At 63.7% G+C, this 23,677-nt stretch carries 21 protein-coding genes, 1 tRNA gene and 1 pseudogene; 5 read left to right on the top strand and 18 right to left on the bottom strand.

Annotated elements, in window-relative coordinates; all coding sequences use genetic code 11:
- Nucleotides 1-39: 39 nt before the first annotated feature.
- A complete protein-coding gene (gene mnmE / locus KF733_08175; GenBank protein ID QYK54979.1) occupies nucleotides 40-1,317 on the top strand; it encodes a tRNA uridine-5-carboxymethylaminomethyl(34) synthesis GTPase MnmE in 1,278 nt (425 codons plus the stop codon).
- A 53-nt stretch (nucleotides 1,318-1,370) separates the two neighbouring features.
- Here mnmE and KF733_08170 read toward each other — a convergent pair whose 3' ends face one another.
- Entirely contained in the window at nucleotides 1,371-2,003 is a 633-nt protein-coding gene (locus KF733_08170; protein ID QYK54978.1) for a PEP-CTERM sorting domain-containing protein, read from the bottom strand.
- A gap of 203 nt (nucleotides 2,004-2,206) precedes the next feature.
- Between KF733_08170 and clpB the strand changes: the two genes are divergently transcribed.
- Nucleotides 2,207-4,822: an ATP-dependent chaperone ClpB gene (gene clpB / locus KF733_08165; protein ID QYK54977.1), complete on the top strand. Its 2,616-nt coding sequence runs from the start codon at nucleotides 2,207-2,209 to the stop codon at nucleotides 4,820-4,822.
- A gap of 15 nt (nucleotides 4,823-4,837) precedes the next feature.
- Here the strand turns inward: clpB and KF733_08160 are convergent, their stop codons facing one another.
- Complete coding sequence (locus KF733_08160) at nucleotides 4,838-6,769, bottom strand: homocysteine S-methyltransferase family protein (protein ID QYK54976.1); 1,932 nt, start codon at nucleotides 6,767-6,769, stop codon at nucleotides 4,838-4,840.
- Between the two features lie 113 nt (nucleotides 6,770-6,882).
- Between KF733_08160 and metF the strand changes: the two genes are divergently transcribed.
- Nucleotides 6,883-7,740 (top strand): methylenetetrahydrofolate reductase [NAD(P)H], encoded by an 858-nt coding sequence (metF, locus tag KF733_08155; protein ID QYK54975.1) that lies wholly within the window; start codon nucleotides 6,883-6,885, stop codon nucleotides 7,738-7,740.
- 45 nt (nucleotides 7,741-7,785) lie between these two features.
- Nucleotides 7,786-9,459 (top strand): B12-binding domain-containing protein, encoded by a 1,674-nt coding sequence (locus tag KF733_08150; protein ID QYK54974.1) that lies wholly within the window; start codon nucleotides 7,786-7,788, stop codon nucleotides 9,457-9,459.
- On the opposite strand, the gene KF733_08145 is transcribed toward KF733_08150, so the two are convergent.
- From KF733_08145 to KF733_08080, 14 genes and pseudogenes are all read right to left on the bottom strand, one after another.
- Complete coding sequence (locus KF733_08145; protein QYK54973.1) at nucleotides 9,456-10,172, bottom strand: DUF3298 and DUF4163 domain-containing protein; 717 nt, start codon at nucleotides 10,170-10,172, stop codon at nucleotides 9,456-9,458. The genes KF733_08150 and KF733_08145 overlap by 4 nt on opposite strands.
- A 71-nt stretch (nucleotides 10,173-10,243) precedes the next feature.
- Nucleotides 10,244-10,945, bottom strand: coding sequence for a prepilin-type N-terminal cleavage/methylation domain-containing protein (locus KF733_08140; GenBank protein QYK54972.1), 702 nt, complete (start codon nucleotides 10,943-10,945; stop codon nucleotides 10,244-10,246).
- Between the two features lie 34 nt (nucleotides 10,946-10,979).
- Nucleotides 10,980-11,879 carry a hypothetical protein gene (locus tag KF733_08135; protein ID QYK54971.1) on the bottom strand — a complete coding sequence of 300 codons (900 nt, stop codon included), beginning with the start codon at nucleotides 11,877-11,879 and terminating at the stop codon, nucleotides 10,980-10,982.
- 240 nt (nucleotides 11,880-12,119) lie between these two features.
- On the bottom strand, nucleotides 12,120-12,557 hold the full coding sequence (locus KF733_08130; GenBank protein ID QYK57161.1) for a hypothetical protein: 438 nt from the start codon (nucleotides 12,555-12,557) through the stop codon (nucleotides 12,120-12,122).
- Nucleotides 12,558-12,641: 84 nt separating this feature from the next.
- Nucleotides 12,642-13,028 (bottom strand): annotated as a pseudogene (gene arsD, locus KF733_08125) (arsenite efflux transporter metallochaperone ArsD).
- Nucleotides 13,025-13,426 (bottom strand): helix-turn-helix transcriptional regulator, encoded by a 402-nt coding sequence (locus KF733_08120; protein QYK54970.1) that lies wholly within the window; start codon nucleotides 13,424-13,426, stop codon nucleotides 13,025-13,027. The pseudogene arsD and the gene KF733_08120 overlap by 4 nt, the downstream one beginning before the upstream one ends.
- A 106-nt stretch (nucleotides 13,427-13,532) precedes the next feature.
- Nucleotides 13,533-14,348 carry an alpha/beta fold hydrolase gene (locus KF733_08115; GenBank protein ID QYK54969.1) on the bottom strand — a complete coding sequence of 272 codons (816 nt, stop codon included), beginning with the start codon at nucleotides 14,346-14,348 and terminating at the stop codon, nucleotides 13,533-13,535.
- A 32-nt stretch (nucleotides 14,349-14,380) separates the two neighbouring features.
- Nucleotides 14,381-14,878, bottom strand: coding sequence for a DUF1801 domain-containing protein (locus KF733_08110; GenBank protein ID QYK54968.1), 498 nt, complete (start codon nucleotides 14,876-14,878; stop codon nucleotides 14,381-14,383).
- On the bottom strand, nucleotides 14,875-15,366 hold the full coding sequence (locus KF733_08105) for an SRPBCC domain-containing protein (protein ID QYK54967.1): 492 nt from the start codon (nucleotides 15,364-15,366) through the stop codon (nucleotides 14,875-14,877). The genes KF733_08110 and KF733_08105 overlap by 4 nt, the downstream gene beginning before the upstream one ends.
- Nucleotides 15,356-15,709, bottom strand: a complete 354-nt coding sequence (locus tag KF733_08100) for a helix-turn-helix transcriptional regulator (GenBank protein ID QYK54966.1) — start codon at nucleotides 15,707-15,709, stop codon at nucleotides 15,356-15,358. The genes KF733_08105 and KF733_08100 overlap by 11 nt, the downstream gene beginning before the upstream one ends.
- A 109-nt stretch (nucleotides 15,710-15,818) precedes the next feature.
- Complete coding sequence (locus KF733_08095; GenBank protein ID QYK54965.1) at nucleotides 15,819-16,478, bottom strand: PEP-CTERM sorting domain-containing protein; 660 nt, start codon at nucleotides 16,476-16,478, stop codon at nucleotides 15,819-15,821.
- 813 nt (nucleotides 16,479-17,291) lie between these two features.
- Nucleotides 17,292-17,855 carry an HdeD family acid-resistance protein gene (locus KF733_08090; protein QYK54964.1) on the bottom strand — a complete coding sequence of 188 codons (564 nt, stop codon included), beginning with the start codon at nucleotides 17,853-17,855 and terminating at the stop codon, nucleotides 17,292-17,294.
- 69 nt (nucleotides 17,856-17,924) lie between these two features.
- On the bottom strand, nucleotides 17,925-18,725 hold the full coding sequence (locus KF733_08085) for a DUF1269 domain-containing protein (GenBank protein QYK54963.1): 801 nt from the start codon (nucleotides 18,723-18,725) through the stop codon (nucleotides 17,925-17,927).
- A gap of 66 nt (nucleotides 18,726-18,791) precedes the next feature.
- Nucleotides 18,792-19,211, bottom strand: coding sequence for a DoxX family protein (locus tag KF733_08080; GenBank protein QYK54962.1), 420 nt, complete (start codon nucleotides 19,209-19,211; stop codon nucleotides 18,792-18,794).
- Nucleotides 19,212-19,345: 134 nt separating this feature from the next.
- On the opposite strand from KF733_08080, the gene KF733_08075 reads away from it, so the two are divergent.
- Nucleotides 19,346-20,287: an AraC family transcriptional regulator gene (locus KF733_08075; protein QYK54961.1), complete on the top strand. Its 942-nt coding sequence runs from the start codon at nucleotides 19,346-19,348 to the stop codon at nucleotides 20,285-20,287.
- A gap of 102 nt (nucleotides 20,288-20,389) precedes the next feature.
- Here KF733_08075 and KF733_08070 read toward each other — a convergent pair.
- Both KF733_08070 and KF733_08065 read right to left on the bottom strand, forming a co-directional pair.
- A tRNA-Glu gene (locus KF733_08070) sits at nucleotides 20,390-20,466 on the bottom strand.
- Nucleotides 20,467-20,587: 121 nt separating this feature from the next.
- A complete protein-coding gene (locus KF733_08065) occupies nucleotides 20,588-23,545 on the bottom strand; it encodes a hypothetical protein (protein QYK54960.1) in 2,958 nt (985 codons plus the stop codon).
- Nucleotides 23,546-23,677 lie beyond the last annotated feature (132 nt).

Here is a 23,677-nt window from a genome sequence, read left to right as displayed (position 1 = left end):
TCGCACAAGGGGCGGGCGGGCCCGCGGCACAATGGCGGAGTGGACCTCACCGACACCATCGTCGCTCCGATCACGGCTCCCGGCGGCGCGGTCGCGGCCGTTCGACTGAGCGGGCCGCGCTCGTGGTCCGTCGCAAGCCAGGTCTTCGCTCCCTGGCCCGAAACGGTCGTCGCGAGATCAGCCCTCTTTGGTCGTTTCCGCCACGGGGACGACGGGCTTGCCCTTCCCTTCGCCGAAGGCGCGTCCTATACGGGCGAGCAGTCGGTCGAGCTCAGCACCCACGGCTCGCCGGCCTCAGTCCGGGCCCTTCTCGAAGCCTGCCTTCAGGCGGGGGCAAGGACGGCGGAGCCGGGCGAGTTTACGTACCGCGCCTTTATGAACGGCCGCATCGACCTCACCCAGGCGGAGGCCGTGCGCGACACGGTGGCAGCGCTCACAGAAGCGCAGCTGAAGTTGGCGAACCGTCAGCGGGAGGGCGGGCTGCTCGAGCAGGTCGAAGCGGCAAGGTCGCCCATCGTCCGAGTCCTGGCGATGGTTGAGGCGAGCACCGACTTCAGCGAGGAGGTCGGCGAGGTGGACCGGGGACTGGCCGCCGCCCTTTGCGGAGACGCGGAGGAGCAGATCCGGGCCATGCTGGAGACCCAGAAGAGGGGGCGGCACGTCCGCGAGGGCTTCACGATTGCCTTGGTCGGCCCCCCGAACGCGGGCAAGTCTTCCCTCTTCAACGCGGTCTTGCGGCGGTCGCGGGCGATCGTCTCCCCCCATGCGGGCACCACCCGCGACACGCTTGAGGAACTCGTCGAGATCGACGGGCTCTTATGCCGCTTCGTGGACACAGCCGGTCTGCGCGAAACCGCGGACGAGGTGGAAACGGAAGGGGTGCGCCGCTCGATCCAGGCGATGGAGGAGGCCGACCAGGTTTGGTACGTTTGGGACGCGACCCTTCCCTGGCCCGGCGAGGAGCAGCTTCCCCGGGCCGACCTCTATGTGGCCAACAAGTGCGACCTCGCCCGGTCGGACTTCGGGGAGAACGTTTCCGCTCTCACGGGCGAAGGGGTGGACGCTCTCCTCACCCACGTTCCGAAGGGACTCGGGGCGGGCGGCCTGGCGCCGATCGCCGCTCGGCACGCGGCCCCGCTCCAGCAAGCCCGTGAAGCGCTGGCGCGGGCGCAGGAGACTTTTGCGTCCGGCTTGCCCACCGACCCTGCTTCAGTGGACCTCCGCGCCGCCCTCCGCCACCTGGGCGAGGTCACGGGGGAGACGGCGACGCCGGACATCCTGGAGCGCGTCTTCGCGGACTTTTGTATCGGCAAATAGTCGATCCCCGCTCGGCGACCGAACGGGGATCTGACGCCTTTGTGAGCCTAGGTTCAGACTTTCCTGCGGCGGGCGGCGAGAGCCGCGAGTCCCGAGCCGAGGACGAGCATCGTCGCGGGCTCCGGCACGACCTCGAAGTTGTCCACGTACTGGTAGATCGAGGCGGTCGACAAAAAGTCGCGTCCGATGACGAAGCCGACCTGATAAACCCCAGTGGTGTTCGCAAGGAAGTTTGCGTTGACGCTCCCGTAGCTAGAAGCGCCCACATTGATGGCGCCCGTCTCGACGCCGCCAAGCTGCGACCCGTTCACGAAGACCGCGTAGTAGCCTCCGTCCGCATTGTTCGAAGCTCCAAAGTTAAACGAGGAGTAGTCGAAGGACAGGGTGTAGTTCGTGCCACCGATAAGGGTGATGTTCTGGGTCACGATGACGCCCTGGTTCTGTTGGTTTGGTGTGTTGGCGTTGCCGACCTGGAACCGAGATGCGAAGTTCGTGCCCTTCGGCCCCGGCCCGTCGATGTCGTACCGGACGACGTCCTGGACCTGGGTGGCACCGTTGCTCGTAAAGCCGACGACCCACGGGCCCAGACTTCCGGTCTCAAAGTCCCCGTTGACGATTTGGGCGCTAGCGGCAGTGGTCAAGCCCGCGAGAAGCGAGAAGAGGGCGGTTCGCCCGAATTTTGCCATTTTGTTTAACCTCTACTAAGAAACAACCCTACACGGGCAGTTCACCACGCTATTATATCCTGTCATATCGCACTGCGCTACATTTTTGCGAGACTCTTTGATAACAGGCAAAAGCACCGGCACAGTGCCGTACCGGCCGCGGGCCTAGGCCAAGGAAACTTGAGCGAGCCTCGGTGGAGTTATTTGATAATAGTAGAGTCAAGATGAGGTTTGATAAGCTCACGATCAAGGCGCAGGAAGCCTTCCAGGACGCCCAGCGTGTCGCCGCCGACGCCGAAGTTCAGGCGATCGAGCCTGAACACTTGTTAGCGGCACTGCTTGCAGACCCTGAAGGGGTGCCAGCGGCGCTGCTCGGGAAGGCCGGGGTCGCGCCAGCCGCCGTTTTGGGGCAGGCGCACGAGGAAGTCGCCAAGCAGCCGAAGGTCAGTGGTGCGGGCGCGACCCACGGGGCTAGCGTCGGCTCCCGCTTGCAGACGGTGATGAACAACGCCTTTCGTGAGGCGGACCGTTTGGGCGACGAATACGTCTCGACGGAGCACCTCTTACTCGCGATCGTGGACGACTCCGGCCCGGCGGGGCGCATCCTCAAGTCGAACGGGGTCACTGAGAAGGCGCTCGAAGCGGCCATCGGGGACGTGCGCGGCGGCCGGAAGGTCACGGACCCGAACGCGGAGAACACTTACCAGGCTCTGGAGAAGTACGGCAACGACCTCACCGAGCGGGCCCGTAAGGGCAAGCTCGACCCCGTCATCGGGCGCGACGAAGAGGTGCGGCGTTGCATCCAGGTGCTCAGCCGGCGCACGAAGAACAACCCCGTGCTGATCGGCGAACCAGGGGTCGGCAAGACGGCGGTCGTCGAGGGCTTGGCCCAGCGGATCGTCGCGGGAGACGTTCCCGAGAGCCTGCGTAACAAGGCGGTGGTCGCCCTGGACCTCGGGGCCATGGTCGCGGGAGCCAAGTACCGCGGAGAGTTTGAGGAGCGCCTGAAAGCCGTCCTCGAAGAGATCAAAAAGTCGAACGGCCAGACCATCCTGTTCATCGACGAGTTGCACACTTTGGTCGGGGCCGGGAAAGCAGAAGGCTCGCTAGACGCGGCGAACATGCTGAAACCCATGCTTGCCCGCGGGGAGCTGCGGTGCATCGGCGCCACCACCCTGAACGAGTACCGCCAGCACGTTGAGAAGGACAAGGCCCTTGAGCGGCGCTTCCAGACCGTCTACGTGGGCGAACCGAGCGTCGCGGAGACGATCTCGATCCTCCGCGGCCTGAAGGAGCGCTACGAGATCCACCACGGCGTCCGCATCACGGACGGCGCGATCGTGGCCGCCGCCACCCTCAGCGACCGCTATATCAGCGACCGCTTCCTCCCCGACAAGGCGATCGACTTGGTGGACGAGGCGGCCAGCCGCCTCAAGATGGAGATCGATTCCATGCCCAGCGAACTCGACTCGGTCGAGCGCCAAGTTCGCCAGCTCGAGATCGACCGCGCGGCCCTGATGAAGGAGGACGACCGCGCGAGCCAAGAGCGCCTCGCCCAGACCGAGAAGAAAATCGCGGAAGCGAGCGAGGAAGCAGCCGGTCTCCGTGCCAAGTGGCAGAACGAGAAGGCTGAGATCGAACGGATCCGGTCAATCAAGCAAGAGATCGAGGATTTGCGCACCCAGTTGCAGCAAGCCGAGCGCGACTTCGATTACGGCCGAGCCGCCGAGATCCAGCACGGGCGCATCCCCGCGCTCGAAAAGCAGCTCGCCGAAGAGACGGCAAAGGTCGAGGAGACCCAGAAAGGGTCGAAACTGCTTCGCGAAGAGGTGGAGGACGAGGATATCGCCGAGGTGGTCAGCCGCTGGACCGGCATCCCGGTCAGCAAGCTGGTGAGCGGCGAAATGCAGAAGCTCCTCAACCTGGAAGACCACCTGCGCGAGCGCGTTGTCGGCCAGGACGAGCCGTTGCGGCTTCTTGCGGACGCTATCCGCCGCTCCCGTTCCGGCCTAGCCGACCCGAACCGGCCCGTGGGGTCATTCCTCTTCCTTGGGCCGACGGGCGTCGGCAAGACGGAGACGGCCAAGGCGCTCGCCGAGTTCCTCTTCGACGACGAACGCGCGATGATCCGTATCGACATGAGCGAGTACGGCGAGCGGCACTCGGTCGCCCGTTTGATCGGCGCTCCCCCTGGCTACGTCGGCTATGACGAGGGCGGGCAACTCACAGAAGCCGTGCGGCGGCGCCCCTACTCGGTCGTTTTGCTCGACGAGGTCGAGAAGGCGCACCCCGAGGTGTTCAACGTACTGCTGCAGGTGCTGGACGACGGTCGCCTGACCGATTCTCAAGGGCGGACCGTGGACTTCCGCAACACGATCCTCATAATGACGAGCAACATTGGCTCCCACCACTATGGCGAGGGCATCCTAGAGGGCGTCGACTTCGAGACCGTGAAGCAGCGGGTCGTGGGCGAGCTGCGGAACTTCTTCCGTCCCGAGTTCATCAACCGCTTGGACGACATTGTGGTGTTCCGCCCGCTTTCGGCGACGGAGATCCGCAAGATCGTGAACATCCAGATCGCTCGGCTCGCCGAGCGGCTGGCTGACCGGCGCATCGAGCTCTCGGTGACAGACGAAGCGCTCATGCAGCTGGCCACGGCCGGCTTCGACCCGGTCTATGGCGCCCGCCCCTTGAAGCGCGAGATCCAGCGGCAGATCATGAACCCGCTCGCAAACGAGCTGCTGAGCGGCAAGATCGCGGACGGCGAACGGCTGACCGTGGACTACCGTGGCGGGCAGTTCGTCTTCGTGGGCGGGGCGCCGGCCCCAGCCCAGGCCTGACAAATCGCGGTGGCCCTACGCCACCGCGAACTCACGGCGGTCGAACACGAGGTCCGCCGCGACCTTCCAAATGTCGCCCTCGATGCGGTTCTCGGGCAAGATCTTGCTCGCGTGGACGATCGCGCTGGTCAGCCCCGCCTCGCGCGCAAAGTGGAGGAAGGCGGAGTTCAGGACAAGCCGCGCCGCGGGTTTCAGCCCGAATGAGACGTTGCTCACCCCGAGAATCGTGTTCACGCGCGGGTGGGCCTCGCGGATCCGCCGGATCGCCTCAATCGTGGCGACCGCAGACTTGCGGAACTCCTCGTCTCCGGAGCCCAGCGTGAACGTGAGGGCATCGATAAAGACGTCGTGGTCCGGCAGGCCGTGGCTGCGCGTCCTTTCAAGGATCCGCTCGGCGATCTCGAGCTTCTTCTCCGCCGTCTTCGCCATCCCGTCCTCGTCGATGGTGAGGCCGACCACCGCCGCCCCATACCGGCGGCAAAGCTCCAGAACCTGCTCGGTGCGTTTCTCCCCGTCCTCGAAGTTGATCGAGTTGACGATCGGCTTGCCCGCGAGCGTCTGGAGCGCCGCTTCGACCACGTTCGCCTCGGTCGAGTCCACCATGATCGGCACCGTGATGTGCTGGTTATACGCTTTCAGCAACCGGCGCATGTCGCCTTCCTCGTTCCGGCCGACGTAGGCGGTGCAGACGTCCAAGACGTGCGACCCCTCGCCTTCGAGCTCGCGAGCGAGTTCCGTGAGGCCGTCCCAGTTCTCCGCGGCAAGCATGTCGCGAAAAGCCTTGGAGCCGTTCGCGTTCGTGCGCTCTCCCACGATGAGGAAGCTCTGGTCTTGCTCGTACGGCTGGAACTGGTAGAGGCTCGCGCAACCCACCAGCTTGACGGCCGCGTCCTGGCCCACCCCGCGCATGGTGAAGTCGAAGCCGGGAAAGACGGCAGACGCCTTCCGCCAGTGGGCATCGGCCGTGTGCCGCTTCCCCTTCAGCGCGCCCGCGACCGCCTCGATGTGTTTCGGGGTCGTCCCGCAGCATCCTCCCGCCAGGGCGACACCGAACTCCTCCACAAACTGGACGTGGTACTCGGCCAATTGCTCCGGCGTGAGCTTATAGACCGCGCGCCCGCCTTCCATAACGGGGAGCCCCGCGTTCGGCTGGACGCTGATCGGGCGGGTCGAGTTTTGTGAGAGGAAGCGGACGTGCGGCATCATCTCGACGGGGCCCGTCGCGCAGTTCATGCCGATGGCCGTGACGCTTGGGAAGCACTCGAGCATCGTCACGGCCGCGCCCATGTCGCTGCCGAGGAGCATGGTCCCCGTCTGCTCCATCGTCACCTGGACGATGAGCGGCACCCGCCGACCGGCTGCGGCCATGGCGTTTTCCGCCGCGACCACCCCCGCCTTCACCATGAGCAAGTCTTGCAGGGTCTCGAGAAGCAGCACGTCCACTCCGCCATCGAGCAGCGCGGTGCAGGCGGTGGTATAGGTCTCTTCAAGCTCTTCCCAGGTGGTCTGGCCGAGGCTGACGAGCTTTGTGCCAGGGCCCACCCCGCCTGCGACGAACTTGCCGCTATAGCGGTCTGCCGCGCGTCGCGCGATCTCCGCCCCGGCCCGGGCGACGTCGTAGACCAGTTCCGGGATCTCGTACTCGGCCAGGACGATGCTGGTGGCGCCGAACGTGTTCGTCTCGACGATGTCGCTGCCCGCCTCGAAATACGCCGAGTGGATTTCCTCTAGGACGTCGGGCCGCGTCAGGTTCAGGATCTCGTTACAGCCGTCGAGGAGCCTGCCCTCAAGGCGGTCGGCCGCGGCCCGGGCCTCAGGCGAAGCGGCCGAATTCGGCCCCAAGATGAAGGCCGCGTCCTCAAGCTCGCGAGCTTGGATTTGGGTTCCAATCGCCCCGTCGAAAATCAGGGGGCGCTCGGCCAAGGCTTCTAAGAACGGGGACGCCACAGGGAGATTTATGCCAGGACCAGCGGCGAGCCCCTCGCCTTGCCTAGGGCTTGGCCATTGGGGTGCCCGCAAATTTAGGAGGTCGCGCCCAGGTTGCGGTACGATTCGGGCCCATGCGCGTGTGCGAGGTCTACCGTCGGCCCGTCCCAGCGTTCTCCTTCGAATTCTTCCCTCCGAAGACTGAAGCCGGCTTAGAGCGGCTCTATTCGCGGATCGCGCACCTCGGCGAGCTTAACCCGGCCTTCGTGAGCGTGACTTATGGGGCGGGAGGATCGACCCGGGGGAAGACGGTCGAGACCGCGCGGCACATCCAGAACGCGATCGGGATCGACACGATGGCCCACCTCACATGCCGTGGCCAAGACGCGGCGGAGGTGGCGGCGATCCTGGACGAACTGGCCGCCAGCGGGGTGCAGAACGTGCTTGCCCTGCGGGGCGATGCCCCGATTGGCGAGGTCGGCCCAACAAAGGGGGACTTCCGCTATGCGAGCGACCTCATCAGCTTCATCGCCCGGCGCGGCGGCTTCTGCATCGGGGCCGCCTGCTATCCGGAGGGCCATATCGAGAGCCCATCGCGGGAGGACGACCTGGCCTGGACGGCCGAGAAAGTCGAGGCTGGGGCCGATTTCTTGATAACCCAGGTCTTCTTCGACAATGCGGTCTATTTCGACTTTGTCGCACGGGCGCGCGCGTCCGGGATCTCGGTGCCGATCGTGCCCGGCCTGATGCCGATGACGCACGTCGCGCAGATCGAGCGGTTCACCAAGATGTGCGGCGCGTCGATCCCCGCCGCCCTTTCCGACCGGCTGGAGGGCTATCGCGACGACGAGCAGGCGACCATGGCGATCGGCATCGAGTGGGCGCTCCGCCAGTCGCGGGAGCTGCTCGCGGGAGGCGCACCGGGAATCCACTTCTACACGCTCAACCGGTCGCTAGCGACCCGTGTGGTTTGCATGAGCCTTATGGGCTAAGTCCGGTCTGAACCGGGAGATGCTTAGGGAGGTAGCCTGATAAAAATGGCCGAGGAAAAGGTTTGTTCCTACGATCCGCTGATCGAGCTTATGGCACGGTTCGAAAACGTGCGGGCGGTCGATACAGGCACTGATCCTTTTGCGGGCCTTTCCGTTGAGGAGACGCTACAGAAACATATCGTCGAGGGAATCAAGAAGAACCTGGACTCGCACCTGGAGGCAGCGCTCGAGAAATACGAACCTCTGCAAGTGATAAATGAGATTCTCCTTTCTGGAATGAAGACGGTCGGCGAACTCTTTGGCGCAGGCAAGATGCAGCTCCCCTTCGTCCTGCAAAGCGCCGAAGTGATGAAGGCGGCTGTCCGATACCTGGAGCCGAAGATGGAAAAAGTCGAGGGCAGCGAAAAGGGGTCTATTCTCCTTGCGACCGTCGCCGGCGACGTCCACGATATCGGTAAGAACCTTGTGGACATCATCCTTTCGAACAACGGCTACCGCGTCGTCAACATTGGAATCAAGCAGCCGATAAACAACATTCTCGATAAGGCGCGCGAGCACCAAGTCCAGGTGATCGGGTTGAGTGGTCTGCTCGTCAAGAGCACCCTCATCATGCGGGACAACCTGCTCGAAATGAACGAGCGCGGACTTGAAAGCTTTCCTGTCATCTTAGGCGGCGCTGCTTTGACAAGGGGTTACGTTGAAGAAGACCTTCGGTCGCTGTACAGGGGTTCCGTCTATTACGCACAAGACGCGTTTGAGGGCCTACGTCTTATGGAGGAGATCGGCACGGGAGTATCCGCGCCGGTCGCTTTAGAGCGGGACGAGGAAACCGGATATGAGCGCGTCGCCAGCCATCGAGTCGGCGTCATCGATCAAAGCCTTTACCACTTCGACGGAACCAAGAGCGACGTCGCTCACGTCGAGCGCTTACCGGACCTTCCCTTCTACGGGGCTCGCAAAGCGACGAAGTTTGACATCTTCGAGGTCTATAAGTACATCAACAAGATCGCGCTTTTCCGCGGTCAGTGGCAGTTCAAAAAGCCGGACGGAATGAGCAACCCGGACTTCGCCGCACAGCTTGAGATCGAGGTCGACCCGGTCTTCGAGCGCAAGCAAAAGGAGCTTGCCCGGGTTTTGAAACCTATGGTGAAATGGGGCTACTTTTGGTGCCAGAGCGAGGGCAACGACCTCATAATCCTGAATGAGGACGGAGCGAGCGAACGATGCCGTTTTACGTTCCCCCGGCAACGCGATGGGAGACGGCAATGCATCGCGGACTTCTTCGCCGCGAAAGATTCTGGCCGCGTGGACGTGGTCGGCTTCTCGATCGTCACAGTCGGCGCGGAGGTCTCAGAGCTCGAAAGATCGCTCTTTGAGTCAGGCGACTATCGCGAATACCTCTACACCCACGGCATGGGTGTCGAAAGTGCGGAGGCTTTAGCCGAATACTGGCACCGACAGATGCGCTTCGAACTCGGGATCGCCGATCAAGAACCGGACGAGATGCGCCTACTCTTCAGCGCAAAGTACCACGGTGCGCGCTACTCTTTCGGTTACCCGGCGTGCCCGAACCTGGAAGACCAGGCAAAGCTCATGGAACTGCTCCGACCCCAAGACATCGGCATTGAGCTTAGCGAAGAGTTTATGCTCGTGCCAGAGCAGTCCACAAGCGCAATCGTCGTCCACCACCCGGATGCTAAGTACTTTAACGTCCGCTAGTGGCTGGGCGGCCGGACGACGCCGTTCGGATTTAGATAAGGCTGAAGTTCTTCCCAGGTCAGGAAGGCCTCCTGTGGCCCAGCCGCGTAGCTCGCCATCTCGTACGGGTCAAAGAACCAAGTGATGCCTTTCTTATCGATCGCAAAGCGGTTGAGCTGTTCGGTCGTAAGCTCTGTGAGCATTCCGTCCTCGAGCCACTCTGCCTTCCCACTTTGGAGCAGTTTCCCGATGATTTCAGGGCCAAGGGTCTTCATCGGGTCCACTCCCTTGGGGACCAAGTCGCTCGCGCGTAAGCGTCTGCCTTCGGGCTTAAGCCCGACCGCGTAGTTGTAAGTCGTCGTCTGCCCCATTCCGTGCGCGCCGCCCGTGTAGCGGTAAGTCGAGAACGAGACGCTGACCAGCGCCGCATTGACGGTATGGACGGTGAAACCCTGCTCGTAATCGTAAGCAGCGGTGATGCCATCCTTGCGAAGTTCCGGGACGTCCTTCTTCGCTTGGGCCAAGAACGCGTCGAACGAGGCGACCGCCGCTTTCTTAAGCCCGGCGTTCGCATATCCTGCCACGACCGTCCGCACCAAGAATTGCGGATACTCCCCTTTTACGCTCCAGGCGCCTTCCCTTACGGACGACAGCTTCTCAGTGTGATAGGGCTGCGCGAGTGCGACCAGGGACAGCAAACCGGAAAAGGCGGAGACGAGAAGCGCACGTTTCATCCCCGCAAGTATATGCCTTCTGGCACCCAAGAATGGAAGCCGAGGGCAGGGGGTCGAGGGCACAAGCCTTTTCAAAGCTTGATGTCCTTCCTGACCCACTTCACGTGGTTGTCGAAGAGCAGTTGGTTGCGGCCCCCGACGTGGGCGCTCCAGCCCTTGACCGGTGGCTCGCTCCCGTCCTTGGCCCAGAGCGTGTGGGCATAGTCCCACCAACCGGCCTCAAAGAAGGGCGACATCAGCCACTCTTGCTCCGACACGGAGACGCCCTTAGCGTCGCAAACGGCGACTGCGGTGCGACCGCGCGTGAAGCGGGTCGAGGAGGGGTTGGTCTCGCCAAGCAGGTCGCTGATGTACGCGCTCTGGCCTTTCTTCGCGTCCTGAACCCCGTCTTGTCGCCAAATCCCCTTGAAGTGCGACTTCCATCCGGTCAGCTCGCCGGAACCGATGGCTGGCGATTGGTAGACGTCGCCGTTGCGCATGTAAGGCGCCCAGAGGGGTAGGAAGGCCCCGAGCGTGGCATAGCGCTTACCTCCGGAATTGACAGGCGGAGTCAGGTCGAGCCACTCGTCCGGAACCCAGGGCATGAGGTCGTCGGAGTCCATCACGTAAAGCTCGTTGGCGATTCCGATCTGTTTCAAGTTCGAAAGGCATGACGTCCGCTTCGCGGCGACTTTGGCCTGGGCGAAGACGGGGAACAGGATCGCCGCAAGTATGGCGATGATCGCGATCACCACCAACAGTTCAATGAGCGTGAACGCTTTGCGTCGGGTCACTGCGTTACCCTACCTGGCGACGTGCAGATTTGTGTTAAGGACGCTCTCCTTCGAGCTGTTCCAGCGTCTTCGGCCAGTCTTTTTTCAGCAAGAGCGAGAGCGACCGGTCCGCCAGGAGCCGGCCTTCGTTCTGGCACTGCGCGCAGTAGTTCGTCTCCTTGTCGGCATAACGGATGCGCTGGATCGGCTTGCCGCAAACTCGGCAAGGTTCGCGGTAGCGGCCGTGGACGTTGAAATCCGGTCGAAAGGCGGTCACGTCTCCCGCCCCGGGAAACTTGTCCTTGAACTCCAGCCGCAGGCGCTCGATCCAAGCCTGGAGCGTGCTTTGGGTGGCCCTATAGAGCCGCGCCATCTCGTCGTCCGTGAGGCTCGATGTGAGCCGGAGCGGCGAGATTTGCGCCGCGAACAAGATCTCGTCCGAATACGCGTTCCCGACTCCGGAAACCGTCCCAGGTGAAGTCATCGCCCGCTTGACCGTGCGGTTCTCGAGCGAAATGGCCGCGGCAAACTCGTCGTACGACGCTTCGAGCGGCTCGACCCCCTGCGGTCGGTAGGGCGCGAGATCCGCCTCTGCACCCAGCAACCTAAGCGAAGCGCGCTTTCGCGACGACGCCTCGGTAAGTGCCAGGCGGCCAATGTCAAAATCCAGCGCCGCGCTGGTGATCTTGGCTGGGAGCTTTGTGCCGGGCTCCAGCCACCGGAGCCGTCCGGCGATCATCAAGTGGATCAAGACGATCGGCCCCTCGGTGCGGACGACCACCTGCTTGCCCAACCGCTCGACGTCGAGCACCTTGCACCCCAAGACCGCGGACACGGGGGGCTCGACCGACTTCAGCACGTTGATCGCCACGATCTTCAGGTCGCGCACGACCTGGCCGGTGAGCAAACCCTTCAGCTTTTCGACATAGAGCGTGACATCCGGGAGCTCCGGCACCGCCCAATTATGAAGCCACTTCCGCGGAACGAAAACCCGAGCCCGCGAGCATGCGGCAGGCTTGCGTTCATGGGCTAAGGGCCGGTACCGAGGACGGCGTCCAGGGAACGAGGGTCACGCGGGCAGAGGAGTCCAAAACTTCTTGGATCGGCCCGACCTCTTGGGCCGCCTTTCCTGCGAGCAAGGGTCCTGACACTCCTGCGAAGAGCAGCGAACGATTGACGATCCAGCCAAACGGCGTTAGTGCCGGGGTTCGCAAGCGTAAGCAGGGCTTTGAGGGCCCCGACGCTCCAAGCGCTTGGCAGACTGAGGAGCCGGAGCGTGTGACACGAGGTGGTCAAAGGCCTGCGTGGCGATGGGGTCCGCCATGAGCCGAACGAACTCGTCGAAGGCTGCGATCTCTGTCGTGCAAGCGCCAGAGAACTGCTCTTCCATGTTCCGTATGACCGCATCGGGCAACTTGCCGCGATAGGGGCCGACCACCTTCTCACGGTATGCGGCGGCTGCGGCTTCTGGATCCAAGTTGGCCCCGAAAAGACCTTCAATCCCAGGAATAGCGGTTGGCGTCGAGCCCAGCTGGACGCCAAAGACCTCGTCGAGGTTGCTCGCCGGATCGGTACTGACGATGAGGGTCTTCTTTCCGGACTGGGCCAGGCGCAGGGCCGTCGCACAGGCCAGCGAGGTCTTGCCGACGAGGTCTTGCCGACCCCTCCCTTGCCCGTGAAGAAGAGGTTACGAGACGTTAGACCGTCGGCCCACACCTCAGCAGCACCCTTCACCTTCGGACTCGCAGCACTTCGCGGATGCCATCGGCAGTTCGACCCTTGCTTGGGCCGAGTCGCCTTCCAACCCGACTCCTAACCAGGATGCGAGCTCGGAGCGGCTTGGATAGCTCGCCTTAGCCTTAACCTCGCCGTCGACGATGAAAAGCGGAAGGTTCTCCGCTTCCGTACCCATTTCTGCGAGGACGGTCTGGTTTGCGGTGAAGGCGTCTTGCTAATGGCCGAGGTTGTACCGTTCCACCGCGACGCCCTTGCTATTCAAGAACGCGACGTCGGCGCCCAGCTTGACCAGCTTCTGGTCGACGCTGGGACCGCATACTCCCGTTGAGCAGCACATGGCAGGGTCATAGATCTTGAGTGTTTTCATTGGTCTTCGCCTTTGGTGGATGCTTGTGGACTCGCCTTGGTGCAGGCTCTCCTTAATGTCTCTAACTGGCGGTCGAGATAGTCTCGCATCACGTCGATCGCCTCCCTTCGCAGGGAGCACACCATGAACTTGCCGTTCTTTTCGGCGTTGATGAGCCCCGCCAGGCGCAGCTCCTTGATGTGAAAGGAGACCGTAGAACTGAACTGCTCGCTGCCTGTGATGTGACAGCACACTTCACCGACCGTGACGCCCTGGACTGGCCTGACGTCGTCGCTCTCGTCGAGGGCGACCGGACTGCACTTCGAGCAAAGGAACTCGAAGATGCGGGCCCGGGTCGGGTCACCGAGCGCTTTGAACATGAGGAGGGGCGAGTCCACGGCTGGGTTATACCATGACATATCGAGATATCTAGAAACGTTCCAGGGAAAGGCCTAGTCCAAGGGCAAGCTACGGTGCATCCAGACCAACCGGTTCGAAACCCGTCCTTCTCTGGCTAATCAGGAGTCATTCCTGCCTGGCGTCGAGAAAGTCGTTCACCAGGGGGACGATCACGGGCATCCGCTGCATCAAGCTCACATGCGTGGTGTCCGGCAAGACGGCCAGTCGCGAGGGAGTCCGCGGTCGAAGGTCACCGTGAGTCTCGCCACCCTTAAGCCGAAACATCTCCGCGACGTGGTCGAGGCGGATGCCGTCAGCGTCGCCGAAGATGAACAACATCGGCGAGGCCGTGCCCTCCAGTTGAGACGCGTCCAGGTCCCGCCCCTGTGACATCGCCGCCACCATGTGCTCGACAAACTTTGCAAAGTCGTCCGGCGTCGGGCTGAGCTTCCGATAGTCCTCTTCGAGCGGCGAACCCATAAAGAGTTCTGGCGTGAGGTTCTTCAACGCGTCCGCCCCTTCCTCCACCACTCCGTCGCGACGGAACGGGGCCGACAAGACGACGACCCTCCTCACCCGGTCTGGATGACGAACCGCACAGTGCATCGCCACACTGCCACCCATGCTGTAGCCCATGAGGTCCGCCTTGGGAATCTCGAGGTGGTCGAGAAGGGCCGCGACGTCGTCGGCGAAGTTCTCGGGGGTCATGTCCCGCGCGATATCCGCCGTGCGTCCGTGACCCTGCATCTCGACCGCGATGACTTTCCGGGTCTTGGAAAGCTCGCTGATCCATCCCTCCCAGTTGTTCGTGATGGCCATGAACGCACCGTGGAGCAACACGAGAGGCTCCCCGTCCCCGTGGACCTCATAGTACATGTTGAGACCGTTGACAGGTGCGTAGCCCGTCAAGGGCTGTTCTTGCGCGGATGCGGCGGTGACCATGAGAGACACCAAGAGTAATACCGCTTTCCGCGTCACGACTTCCTCCCCCCTGCGAAGGGCATCGTGGCCGCTTGTCTCATCCAGAGCTCCAATTGGCCCTCGTCAATGTCTTCGAGTGTGGCGAGCTCGACCCCCCGCGTGGCTCGACCCATCCCGGTCGGCGTCACGGGCGGCTCCGGAACCAGGGACGTGCCCCGTATGAACATGAGCTTCACATGGCCGACGAAGGCGCCCGAAGAGAAGCACCAGCCATCGTCGACCCCATAGTACGCCATACCCCACTTCACCGCCCGCTTGAGACCGGGCAGACTCTTGGCCGCGAGGGCGTCGATCCGCTCAGCGATGCCTCGATGGGGCTGCGGCATGCCGGCGATGTGTTTGAAGACGGGCCCGTCGCCGGTCGCGGCCTTCGCTGAGCTTGCCTTGCCGGACATCGATACGGGAAGGCTCTCTTGGCCGTCGAGCCCGGCTACCCTCCCCCTAACGCCGGCAGACCCATCGTTGTTCGGCTGGTCTGCTTGAAGCTTCATCGCGCCTCCCGCGTCGGTTCCATGCCGGCGAGGAGGGTGTCGAGTTGGTCGAACGCTTCCGGCATCGCCCCGGTCGATCCGTCGGATTCAAGCGCTTCCTTTGAGGGGTAGTGGTTGTGCAAGGACATTTGGGTCTTACCCCCCGTCTCCTCAAGTGTCACCGTCGTGACGGTCTGGCCCGCGTCGCCTTCGTCGTTCGTCCAGACGAGCCGGGAGGGCGGCGACACTTCGAGGTAAGTGCCGAAGAACTCCATGGTCGCCCCTTCGTGGAGGAACGTCAAGCGATAAGTCCCCCCGACGCGAACGTCCATCTCGCACGAGACCAGGTTCAGCCCAAAGGACTTCGGCACCCACCACCGCCTGAAGAGCTCTGCATCGGTCAACGCCTCCCAGACGAGGTGGGCGGGCGCATTGAGGGTGCGCGTGACGGCGAGTTCGACCTCGGACTTTCGTTCGACCTTGGTCTCGGTGCTTGTGTTAACGTCCATTGGCTCCTTCCTTCCGCTTCAGTCCCTCGAGGACCCTGTCCAAGTCGGCAAAGCGTGCGGCCCAGAGTTGCCGGTGCCCCTCGATCCATGCCGCCTCTGCCTCAAGGCCGAGCGTCCCGAGCGTGCACGTCCGCACCCGCCCGACCTTTTCGGTGCTGACGAGCCCCGCTTTCTCAAGGACGCCGATGTGCTTCTTCATTCCCGTCAGGGTCATGCGGAACTCCTCGGCAAGCTCGGTGATTGAAGCGTCCTTGCGTCCGAGTTGCTCCAGGACGCCGCGCCGGGTGGCGTCCGAGAGCGCGCCGAACGAGGCGTCGAAACGGGCTTGGCTATACTGTACCATTAGGTTCAGTATAGCACAGGTTTCCCGCGATAGCAAGGGTTCTTTTTCGCCCCGTCAAAGTCCTGGACTGTCAGTCTCTTGCGCCTGTCCGCTCATCCCGATCCGGGCCTCAGCGCCTTGGCCGACGGAAGAGCGCTAGACCTGCGCCAAGCGCGACCAGGCTTGCCGGCTCCGGCACCGCCTGGGCGGTGAGCTGAAACTGCCACGGCACACAACCCGTCGAGTTGCCGACCGGGTTGTAGAGGCGCTCGGCCCGCAGGCGGTAGTCGCCCGGGTTCCAGACTCCGAAATACCCCGGCACTTGGGTCCGGTTCAGGAAGAGAACCCAGTTGGCGCCGTTCCAGACGTCTACTTCGGCCCATGAGTTCGGCAGGTCGTAGAACGCACTGATCCCGACAAAGTTCGGAGTGTCGAGATTGATGCCGAGGAACAGGCGGCTGAGCATGTGCCCGGCATTGCCCGCCCCGAGCTCCAGGGAGTCCCAGCACGCGGTGAGCTCCACGTCCAGGACGGTCGGCGTGCAGGTCCATCCGACGGTCGCCCAGGAGTGCACGGTGCTCGGCGGCTGGCTCGCGAAGGCGTCCACCCGGTCGAAGAAGTTCTGCAGGGGCCCCAGGCTGTTTGAGAACGCGACCTTGCTGTCGGTTGACGCCCCGGAACGGGCGTCGGCCTCCAGGCGGTATGCAGCGTCGAAGATGCTCAACGTCTGGGTGACGCCGAATGCGGGCGGGGCGACGGCGAGAACGACGAGGAGACTGCGCAATTTCATAATGATCCTTAAAGGCAACCCCATTATATGTGACATTCGCTAAAACTCCAAATCAAAAGAGTGCCCGGGCGCCGCTTTTCGATTAAACACCCCGTTCTGGTGGCTGACGCGATGCTCGCCCAATCGGGCCGGCGAACCTTCGAACCATCGAGGCTTCAAGTCTGGGGCAACCTTGAGCATTCGCGCGGCACGGAAGGCACGTCCTGAAGCGTGTCCCGGGCCGCCCCTCCTTTGGCCCGCGCTGGTCGGCCCTCAGTGACCCGTCGATTCGAGGGCGGAAGCCACCGTAAGGCGTCGCCATGGTAGGGGCGGCCTGGTCTGGTCGCTCCGACGACGGGCCAGGATACGCAGGCTCTCGGCCGCACGCCTGGTGGTCAAGCGACCTGCCTCCGGCCTGCCCTTCGGGCCAGACCATGCTACCCGCCCCCGCCTTGGCGGACAGTGGGGGCAAAGTGACTGGACAACCACCGCGTTGGCACGGCTGTGGCACGGCTGTGGCACGGCTACGGCACGGGCCAGGCCCTGCCAGAGTTGGGGTTGGGCCGGTGGGACTGCGGGCCACGATACCTGCTCCGCTGGCTTGCCCAGCCCGCCGTCCCCGCGAGGGGCTCTGAGCGCGCCGGAGCCCGGGGGTAGCGCCCTTGCCTGGCCCGATTCAATGAGCCAGCTTGGGCGCCTCAATCCCGTTTGGGTCGAGGCTTTTTGGCCGGCAGTTCCCCTGGCGCCTGTGCCGATCGGTCGCAGAAGGTCTTTCTCGAAGGGGGGCAAGCCCCTCTCAATCCAGACCCGCTGCGACCGATGAATCCAGCGCGTCTAAGCGGCCTTCGTGCCCTGCGGCCTCGTGCCGCCGAGCCTTCGAAGGCTGAACCCCAGGCTCAGCATGACGGCGCCTACCACGAAGGCGTACGCAGCCATGACCCACATCCAAGCGACGGCCGTTTGAAGCGGGCTGACGAAGGTCAGGACTCCTGCGACGATGGAACAGACGCCAGCCAGCACCGCGAGCCACTCTCCTTCGATGACCTTGCGCATCTGAATCGCAAGGGCGATCCGAACGGCCCCGCTGGCAATCAGCCACGCGCCTAAGAACCCAAGCAAGACGAGCGTCGTCAACCCAGGCATGACGAGGGTGACGACTCCGGCGGCGATCCCGAAGAGACCTTCGAGGAGCAGCCACCACACGAGCTTGGTCTTTGAGAAGACGAAGCACCCCGCGAGGCTGACTAGCCCGTCCGTCAGGGCGAAGAAGCCGTAAAGCGCGACGACGGCGCTGAGCGCGACGTCGGGCCTCACGATCGCTAGGATTCCAAACAGAATGGCGACCACGCCGCGTAGGACGAAGAGCCACCATTTGTCTATGAGTAGTTGAAACACCATCTTCCTCCAATTGGTTCTGAATCCTGGGGGCGGGCCGTGGCCCGCCCCCACCGTGCAGTCAAGGGAGCCTTATGGCCGAAGGGCCTCGGCGACCAGTTGCTGGGCTTGGCGGAGCTTGGCGGCGCGCGCCTCGTACTCTCTCTTCGCCTTGTCCATCTGATCCTTGATCCGAGCGCGCTCCCGGATGTTCGCATCCTTGAGCTGGCTCTCCATCGCCTCGCGTTTGGCGGCCCATTCCGCGGCGAGCTTCTTCGCCCGAGCGTCCGCTTGAGCGCGAGCCGCGTCGAGCGACCGCTCGACCGATGTGATCCGCGCCTGGATCTTGGCTTTGGTCTCGCCGGTGGCCGTCGCCCACTCCTTTTTAAGCTCCTTCAGTTCTTCTTCGAACTCGGCGTGCTCCCGGGCCAGCTGGTCTTCCACGACTTCGTGGCGAAGCCGACGGAACACGATGCCGCCCCGCTCCGAGATGGTCAGGTCGACCGGCGTGACCCAGGTCTCCTCGACGTCGGCAATGACGGCCACCTTTCCGGGAATCATGACTTCGCGAACTTGGTCGACAAAGCCATAGTCCACACTGTCACGGAAGGCATCGGACGTCGCCCCGACCAAGATGCCGGCGCTGGCGCCGACCGCAAGACCGATCGGTCCACCCAGGACGCCGACCAAGGCGCCCACGAACATCCCGAGGAAGGTTCCGGTGGGGGCGTCGTCGGGAGCCTTCACCAGGCTGGTCTCTCCGAAGGAGTTCTTCGTGACGACCGCCGAGTCGTAAAGGGTGATGTCGCCGTTGAGGTGCAGCTGCTTCAGCGCGTTGAGTCCGTTGAACGCCGCGTCTTCGTTGTCGAAAATAGCTACGAGTGTCTTGTTCATATTCTTCTCCTTGTTGGCGGCGCTAGGCCGCCGTGCTTTGCTTTGGGCCACGTTCCGTGGACCCGGTCATGCCTGTCGGCATTGGTCGAGGCTCATCGGGCCGCTGCCGAACTGAGTAATCAGCAAGGCACCGCCGATGAGGGCTAGGTTCTTCATGAACATCGTCAGCTGTAGCGTGGCCGCCTCGGTGTCCGCGACTGCCCAGAACTGGTGCATCATCAGGGTCACCGGCAACAGGAAGAGCACGAGGGCCCATGCGCCGAGCCTTGCGCGGTAGCCGAGCAGGATGCTCAGCCCCCCGGCCAGCGAGAGCAGACCGGATGCGGGAACCGCGATCGCTGCCAGAGGCACGCCGTGGGAGGCCGCCATGTCGATCATCCTCTGCGAGAAGTGCATCGGCGCCGAAGCGACGAAGATCGCTGAGAAGAGGAATCGACCGGCCAAGACGACTGCCGCGTTAACCGCTTCGTCCTTCGTGCTCGCCAATCTAACTGTTGTGGAGTCCGCTACCATTTTTATCTCTCCGTTGCTGTCCTCACTATGAAACCACACTCATGTGGAACGAATGGACTCCAAAAGTTCATTTTCCTTGTTAGATCGTTCATAATGGGGGAGCCGTTATGGACGTACTATCAAGCTTCTTATCTTCGGTGCACCTCGCGAGCGAGATCTACCTCTCGGTCGAGATGAGCGCTCCTTGGGGAACCTCCTTTCCCGACCAGCCGGACCGAGCCCTCTTTTACGTGCTCTCGCGCGGAAGCTGTTACATCGAGGTTGAAGGCGAGGGCGGACCGACGCCTTTGGCCGCCGGAGACGTGGTCATGCTCCCCGGCGGATCGGCCCACACCATGAGAGACCGGCCCTTTACGCCGACGACCCCGGTGGAGAGGGTGTTGACGCTGGGGACCTACGACGACCAGGGCGTCTTTCGCCAGGGCGGCGGCGGCGAGAAGACGTCCATGATCGTCGGGCGGTTTCGCTTTCTGAACCACACGGCGATCCCCCTCCTCTCGTCCCTGCCGCGGCTCATCCGGATGCGGGACGACATCGCCCATCCCGTCCCCGGCCTCGCGGCAACGCTTCGCCTCTTGTCGGCGGAGGCCCGTTCGAGCCTTCCTGGCAAGGACATCTTGATGGACAGGCTCGCCGACGTCCTCTTCGTGGAACTCCTGCGGACGTTCGTCGCCCACGAGGAGCAAGAGGGCCGTTCCCTTGAGAGCCGCGGGGGGCTGCTCCAGGCGCTCATGGACCCGGACCTCTCGAAGGCGCTGACGCTGATGCACAAGAAGCCGGAGCACCCCTGGACGGTGGCGGAGCTGGCCGAGCGAGTCGGAATGTCGCGCACGGCCTTTGCGATCCGGTTCAAGGCCAAGGCGGGGGTGGGGCCGCTCGAGCACCTGACCCAATGGCGGGTGCAAAAGGCGTGCGAGCTGCTTCGCGAGACCAAAAAGGGCCTGGACGAGATAGCTTGGCGCGTGGGCTATGAGTCAGGGGCGGCGTTTAGCCGGGCGTTCAAGCGGGAGATGGGTGTCTCTCCAGGGGCGTTTCGCCGGTCGCTCTGAGCTGCGCTTGACGCCCTCAAGGGCGCCCCCAGAATGAAACGACTGGCGCTAAGGAGGCTTGAGAGCCATGGGTGCAACCCTGTTCCAGGTTGAAAGGGTGGTTGGTACTCCGGACGGGATTCGAACCCGCGACCTTCGCCGTGAGAGGGCGACGTCCTGAACCGCTAGACGACCGGAGCCTGTGACCCTTCATTATATCCCCGTCGTTCGCGGGGGGCTGAAGGAGCCTGGGATCGGGGCGGCCTTCGGCCCCAAAGGGGAGCCCCCTCCCGAACTTGCCGGGAGGGGGCGGGGCGGGACTTAGTTGATGTCCCAGGCGGCGACGTCGAAGTCCGCCGTGTAGTTTGAAGTGGCCACGGGGCCAAGCGTCAGGTAGCTCACGCGTGCTTCGACCTCTCCCTTGCCGGGCTTGACGAAGCGAGACGGGTTCGCCGGGTTGACGCTCAAGTCGCCATAGGCGACGCTTGCGGCGCGGCGGTCGACCTCGACCCACGCGTTCGCCTGCCAGTCGAAGAGCTCGACGACCTGGGTGAGCCCAGCCGTCGAAACCTTCGTGCGCAGGTTAAGGGTGAACGAGCTGGGGCTCGCGACCCAAGACCGCGAGCTGAAGACCACGCTGATCGCGGGCTCGCTGTTGTTCAAGCGCGGCCCGTTGCGAACGGCCAGCGCGTTGCCATCGTTCGTGTAGAGGCCGGCCAGGTTGCCGCTGGTCAGCGACCCACGGAAGAGGCGGAAGCCGGTCGGAACAACAACGGTCGTGGCGCGGAACGGCTGGAGCCAGGTGAACCAGTTCGCACCCTCCGCGTATTCGGCGTGCGACCAGAACAGCCCCGGATAGGCCGGGTCCGATTCCAGTCCGCTGTAGTCGCCCCATCGACCGCCGTTGTAGGGACCGGTCGAGGTCTTCGCAATGTCGCTCGTCGGCATGGTGCCGAGCGGGTCGCCGGGCTTCCGCGTGGAGAACGCGGAGCTGATGAACTCGGTCGGCGAAGACCTGGCATACGCCATGGCGGCGTTGCCGGCCGGGTCGATGCCGATGCTGCAGAAGAACGTCCGGATCGTCGAGCCGAGGTCGATGTTTCCGGATTGGACGAGGTTCGGGTTCTGGCCGCTGGTCGGCCAGCCGTTCAGCCGGATCTGGTACCAGCGCGCCAGGACTCGGCTGCTGCCTTGGTGGTGGCTCGTCCAGATGCTTCCGTTCCGATACTTCGTGTTCCAGAGGCGGGCGTTGAACGTGTTCGGCCGTGAGGTCGTTCCCTGCTGGGGCGGGCTCTCGGGCGACGTGTAGTTCGGGACGGTTACGTTGAACGACGTGAAGTTCGGGGTGCCAAGCGGGTCGCGCAAGGCCCGGACCGTGATCGTGCTCCCGTTCGAGAAGGCGTCCACGAAGTAGTAGGCCGGCTCGTTGCCGTCGATGACCTTGGGCTGGCCGGCCGAAAGGTCGTTGGTCGGCATCAGGACTGAGCGCTGCACGGTCGGGTTTTGCCCGGCGAGGAACGGCGCCTTGTCGAACGTGTAGACCGGGAAGTTCCCCCGGTTCACGCCATAGCCCGAGATGTAAAGCACGTTCTCGTCCACGCCGAAGTTGGGGGAGTCGTAGAACCCGCCCGACTGGCTACTGGTCTCGAACTGGTACTTGTACCAAGTTCCGTTCGGGTCACTGTCGTCGCTCACCGCGACCAGCACCCAAGCCCGGCTGCCCGTTCCCTGCGTCGCCATCACCCAGAAGCGGCCCGTGCTGTAGTCGTAGAACGCCTCGGGGTCATAGATGAAGTTATCGATCGCGGAGAGCTGGCCCCAGAAGCCGTTCGTGAAGCGCATGTTCGCCTCGTACGTCTTCGTGCCGTCCTTGTTGAAGAACGCGATGCCGTCGTTCACCACGGCCACGATGTGGTCCGGGCCGATGGCGACGTCGGGGTCGGGCGGGGTGAAGGAGGTTTGGCCGATGGCGGTGAAGCCACCGGTCGCCGAGACGTTCACGCTTCCCCACTCGTTCACGGCCAGGTCAGGCCGGTCGATCGGCGGCTCGTGGGGCCCCGTGGTGTCTTCCTGGACGACGCGCACGAACTTCAGTTGGTTCTGCTCGTGGCCGCCTTCGTCCTTGCGCATCGCAAGAAGGGTCGAGTTTTGGGCGCCTTCGATCTTCGCGATCTCGACGTCGCTGAGGGCGTCGGCTCGGATGACCCGCGTGGCATGGACACCGGAACCGTCCCCGAGCCCGCCGTCGCCGGCCCAGACGACGGTGAGGCCGTCCTCCGTATAGGCGATGCGCTGGACCGAGCGGACTTCCGTCATCGCTTGGTCGCCCTCGGCCCTGCCGTTCACGCGGAAGGTCTTGCTTTCGGGCGTGCCGTCCTGGGCGAATAAGCGCGCATAAACGTCGCGCTCGGCGCCGGACCGCAAGTTCCAAGCGACGGCGAAACGGCCGCTTTCAAGGGCGGCGACAGAAGCGGCGTTCTGCGAACCGCTTTGGGCCTCGACCGTCTTCGGCTCGCCCACCGGGGCGAAGTCCGAATCGAAGCGCTGGAAGAGGACGTCGAACTCGCCGTCGTTCTTCGACCGCGACCAGACCGCGACCAGGCCGTCGCGCGTCGCGACCACCGAGGCTTCCAGAGCCCGGCTGTCCGCGATCTGGACGGCGGCGCCGACCGGGGCGCCCGCCCAATTCAGACGCTGGGCGAAGACGCCTTTCGCCTCGTTGCCTTCGGTGCGGTTAAAGACCACGACCGGGCCGCGCGCGTCGACCGCGACGGTGGGGTTCGAATCGCTTCCCGCTTCTGGTGAGGCGAGCGGCACGGCATCGCCGACGGGCGTGCCAAGCGCGTCGAACACCCGCACCATGACACGCGGCTTGGCATGGCCGACTTCCTGCAGCCAGGCCACGACCGTCCGACCGTCTGCAGATGTCGCGGAAACGGCGTCGCTCTTCGCGCCTTTCGCGACAGAGTTGACGCGGGAATCGCCGGCAAAGATGGATGTCTGCTCGCCCTCGCGGAAGAGCGACACATAAAGCGGTACGGCCTTCCCGGCGATCTTCGCCAGGCTCGGCTCGATGTGCGCCCGGTTGCGGACTTCGGATGAGAAGGCCTCGGGGCCCAGCGGTCGCCCGAGCCGGTCGAACGAGCGCGTCATGACGGCCGAGGCGCCAACGTTCTGCCTCCGGCTCGCCCAAGCGGCGACGAAGCTCCCGTCGCCCATCAGGGTCAAAGTGGGTTCGTTCTGGGTGCTGACGGTGGCTTCGTTGAGCCGCGTTTCCACCCTTGTGTACTTTGCTCCGCCTATGAGGAGCGAGTCGGTCCGCCGGAAATCGGACCCAACGCCCCCAGGCGCGGAGAGGACTCCGGCAAGCGCGCAAGTGATTAAAGTCATGGGTTCACCGCCGGGCGCCTA

The sequence above is a fragment of the Fimbriimonadaceae bacterium genome (genome assembly GCA_019454125.1).
GTDB lineage: Bacteria > Armatimonadota > Fimbriimonadia > Fimbriimonadales > Fimbriimonadaceae > JALHNM01.
This window is presented reverse-complemented; position numbering and strand designations above follow the sequence as displayed.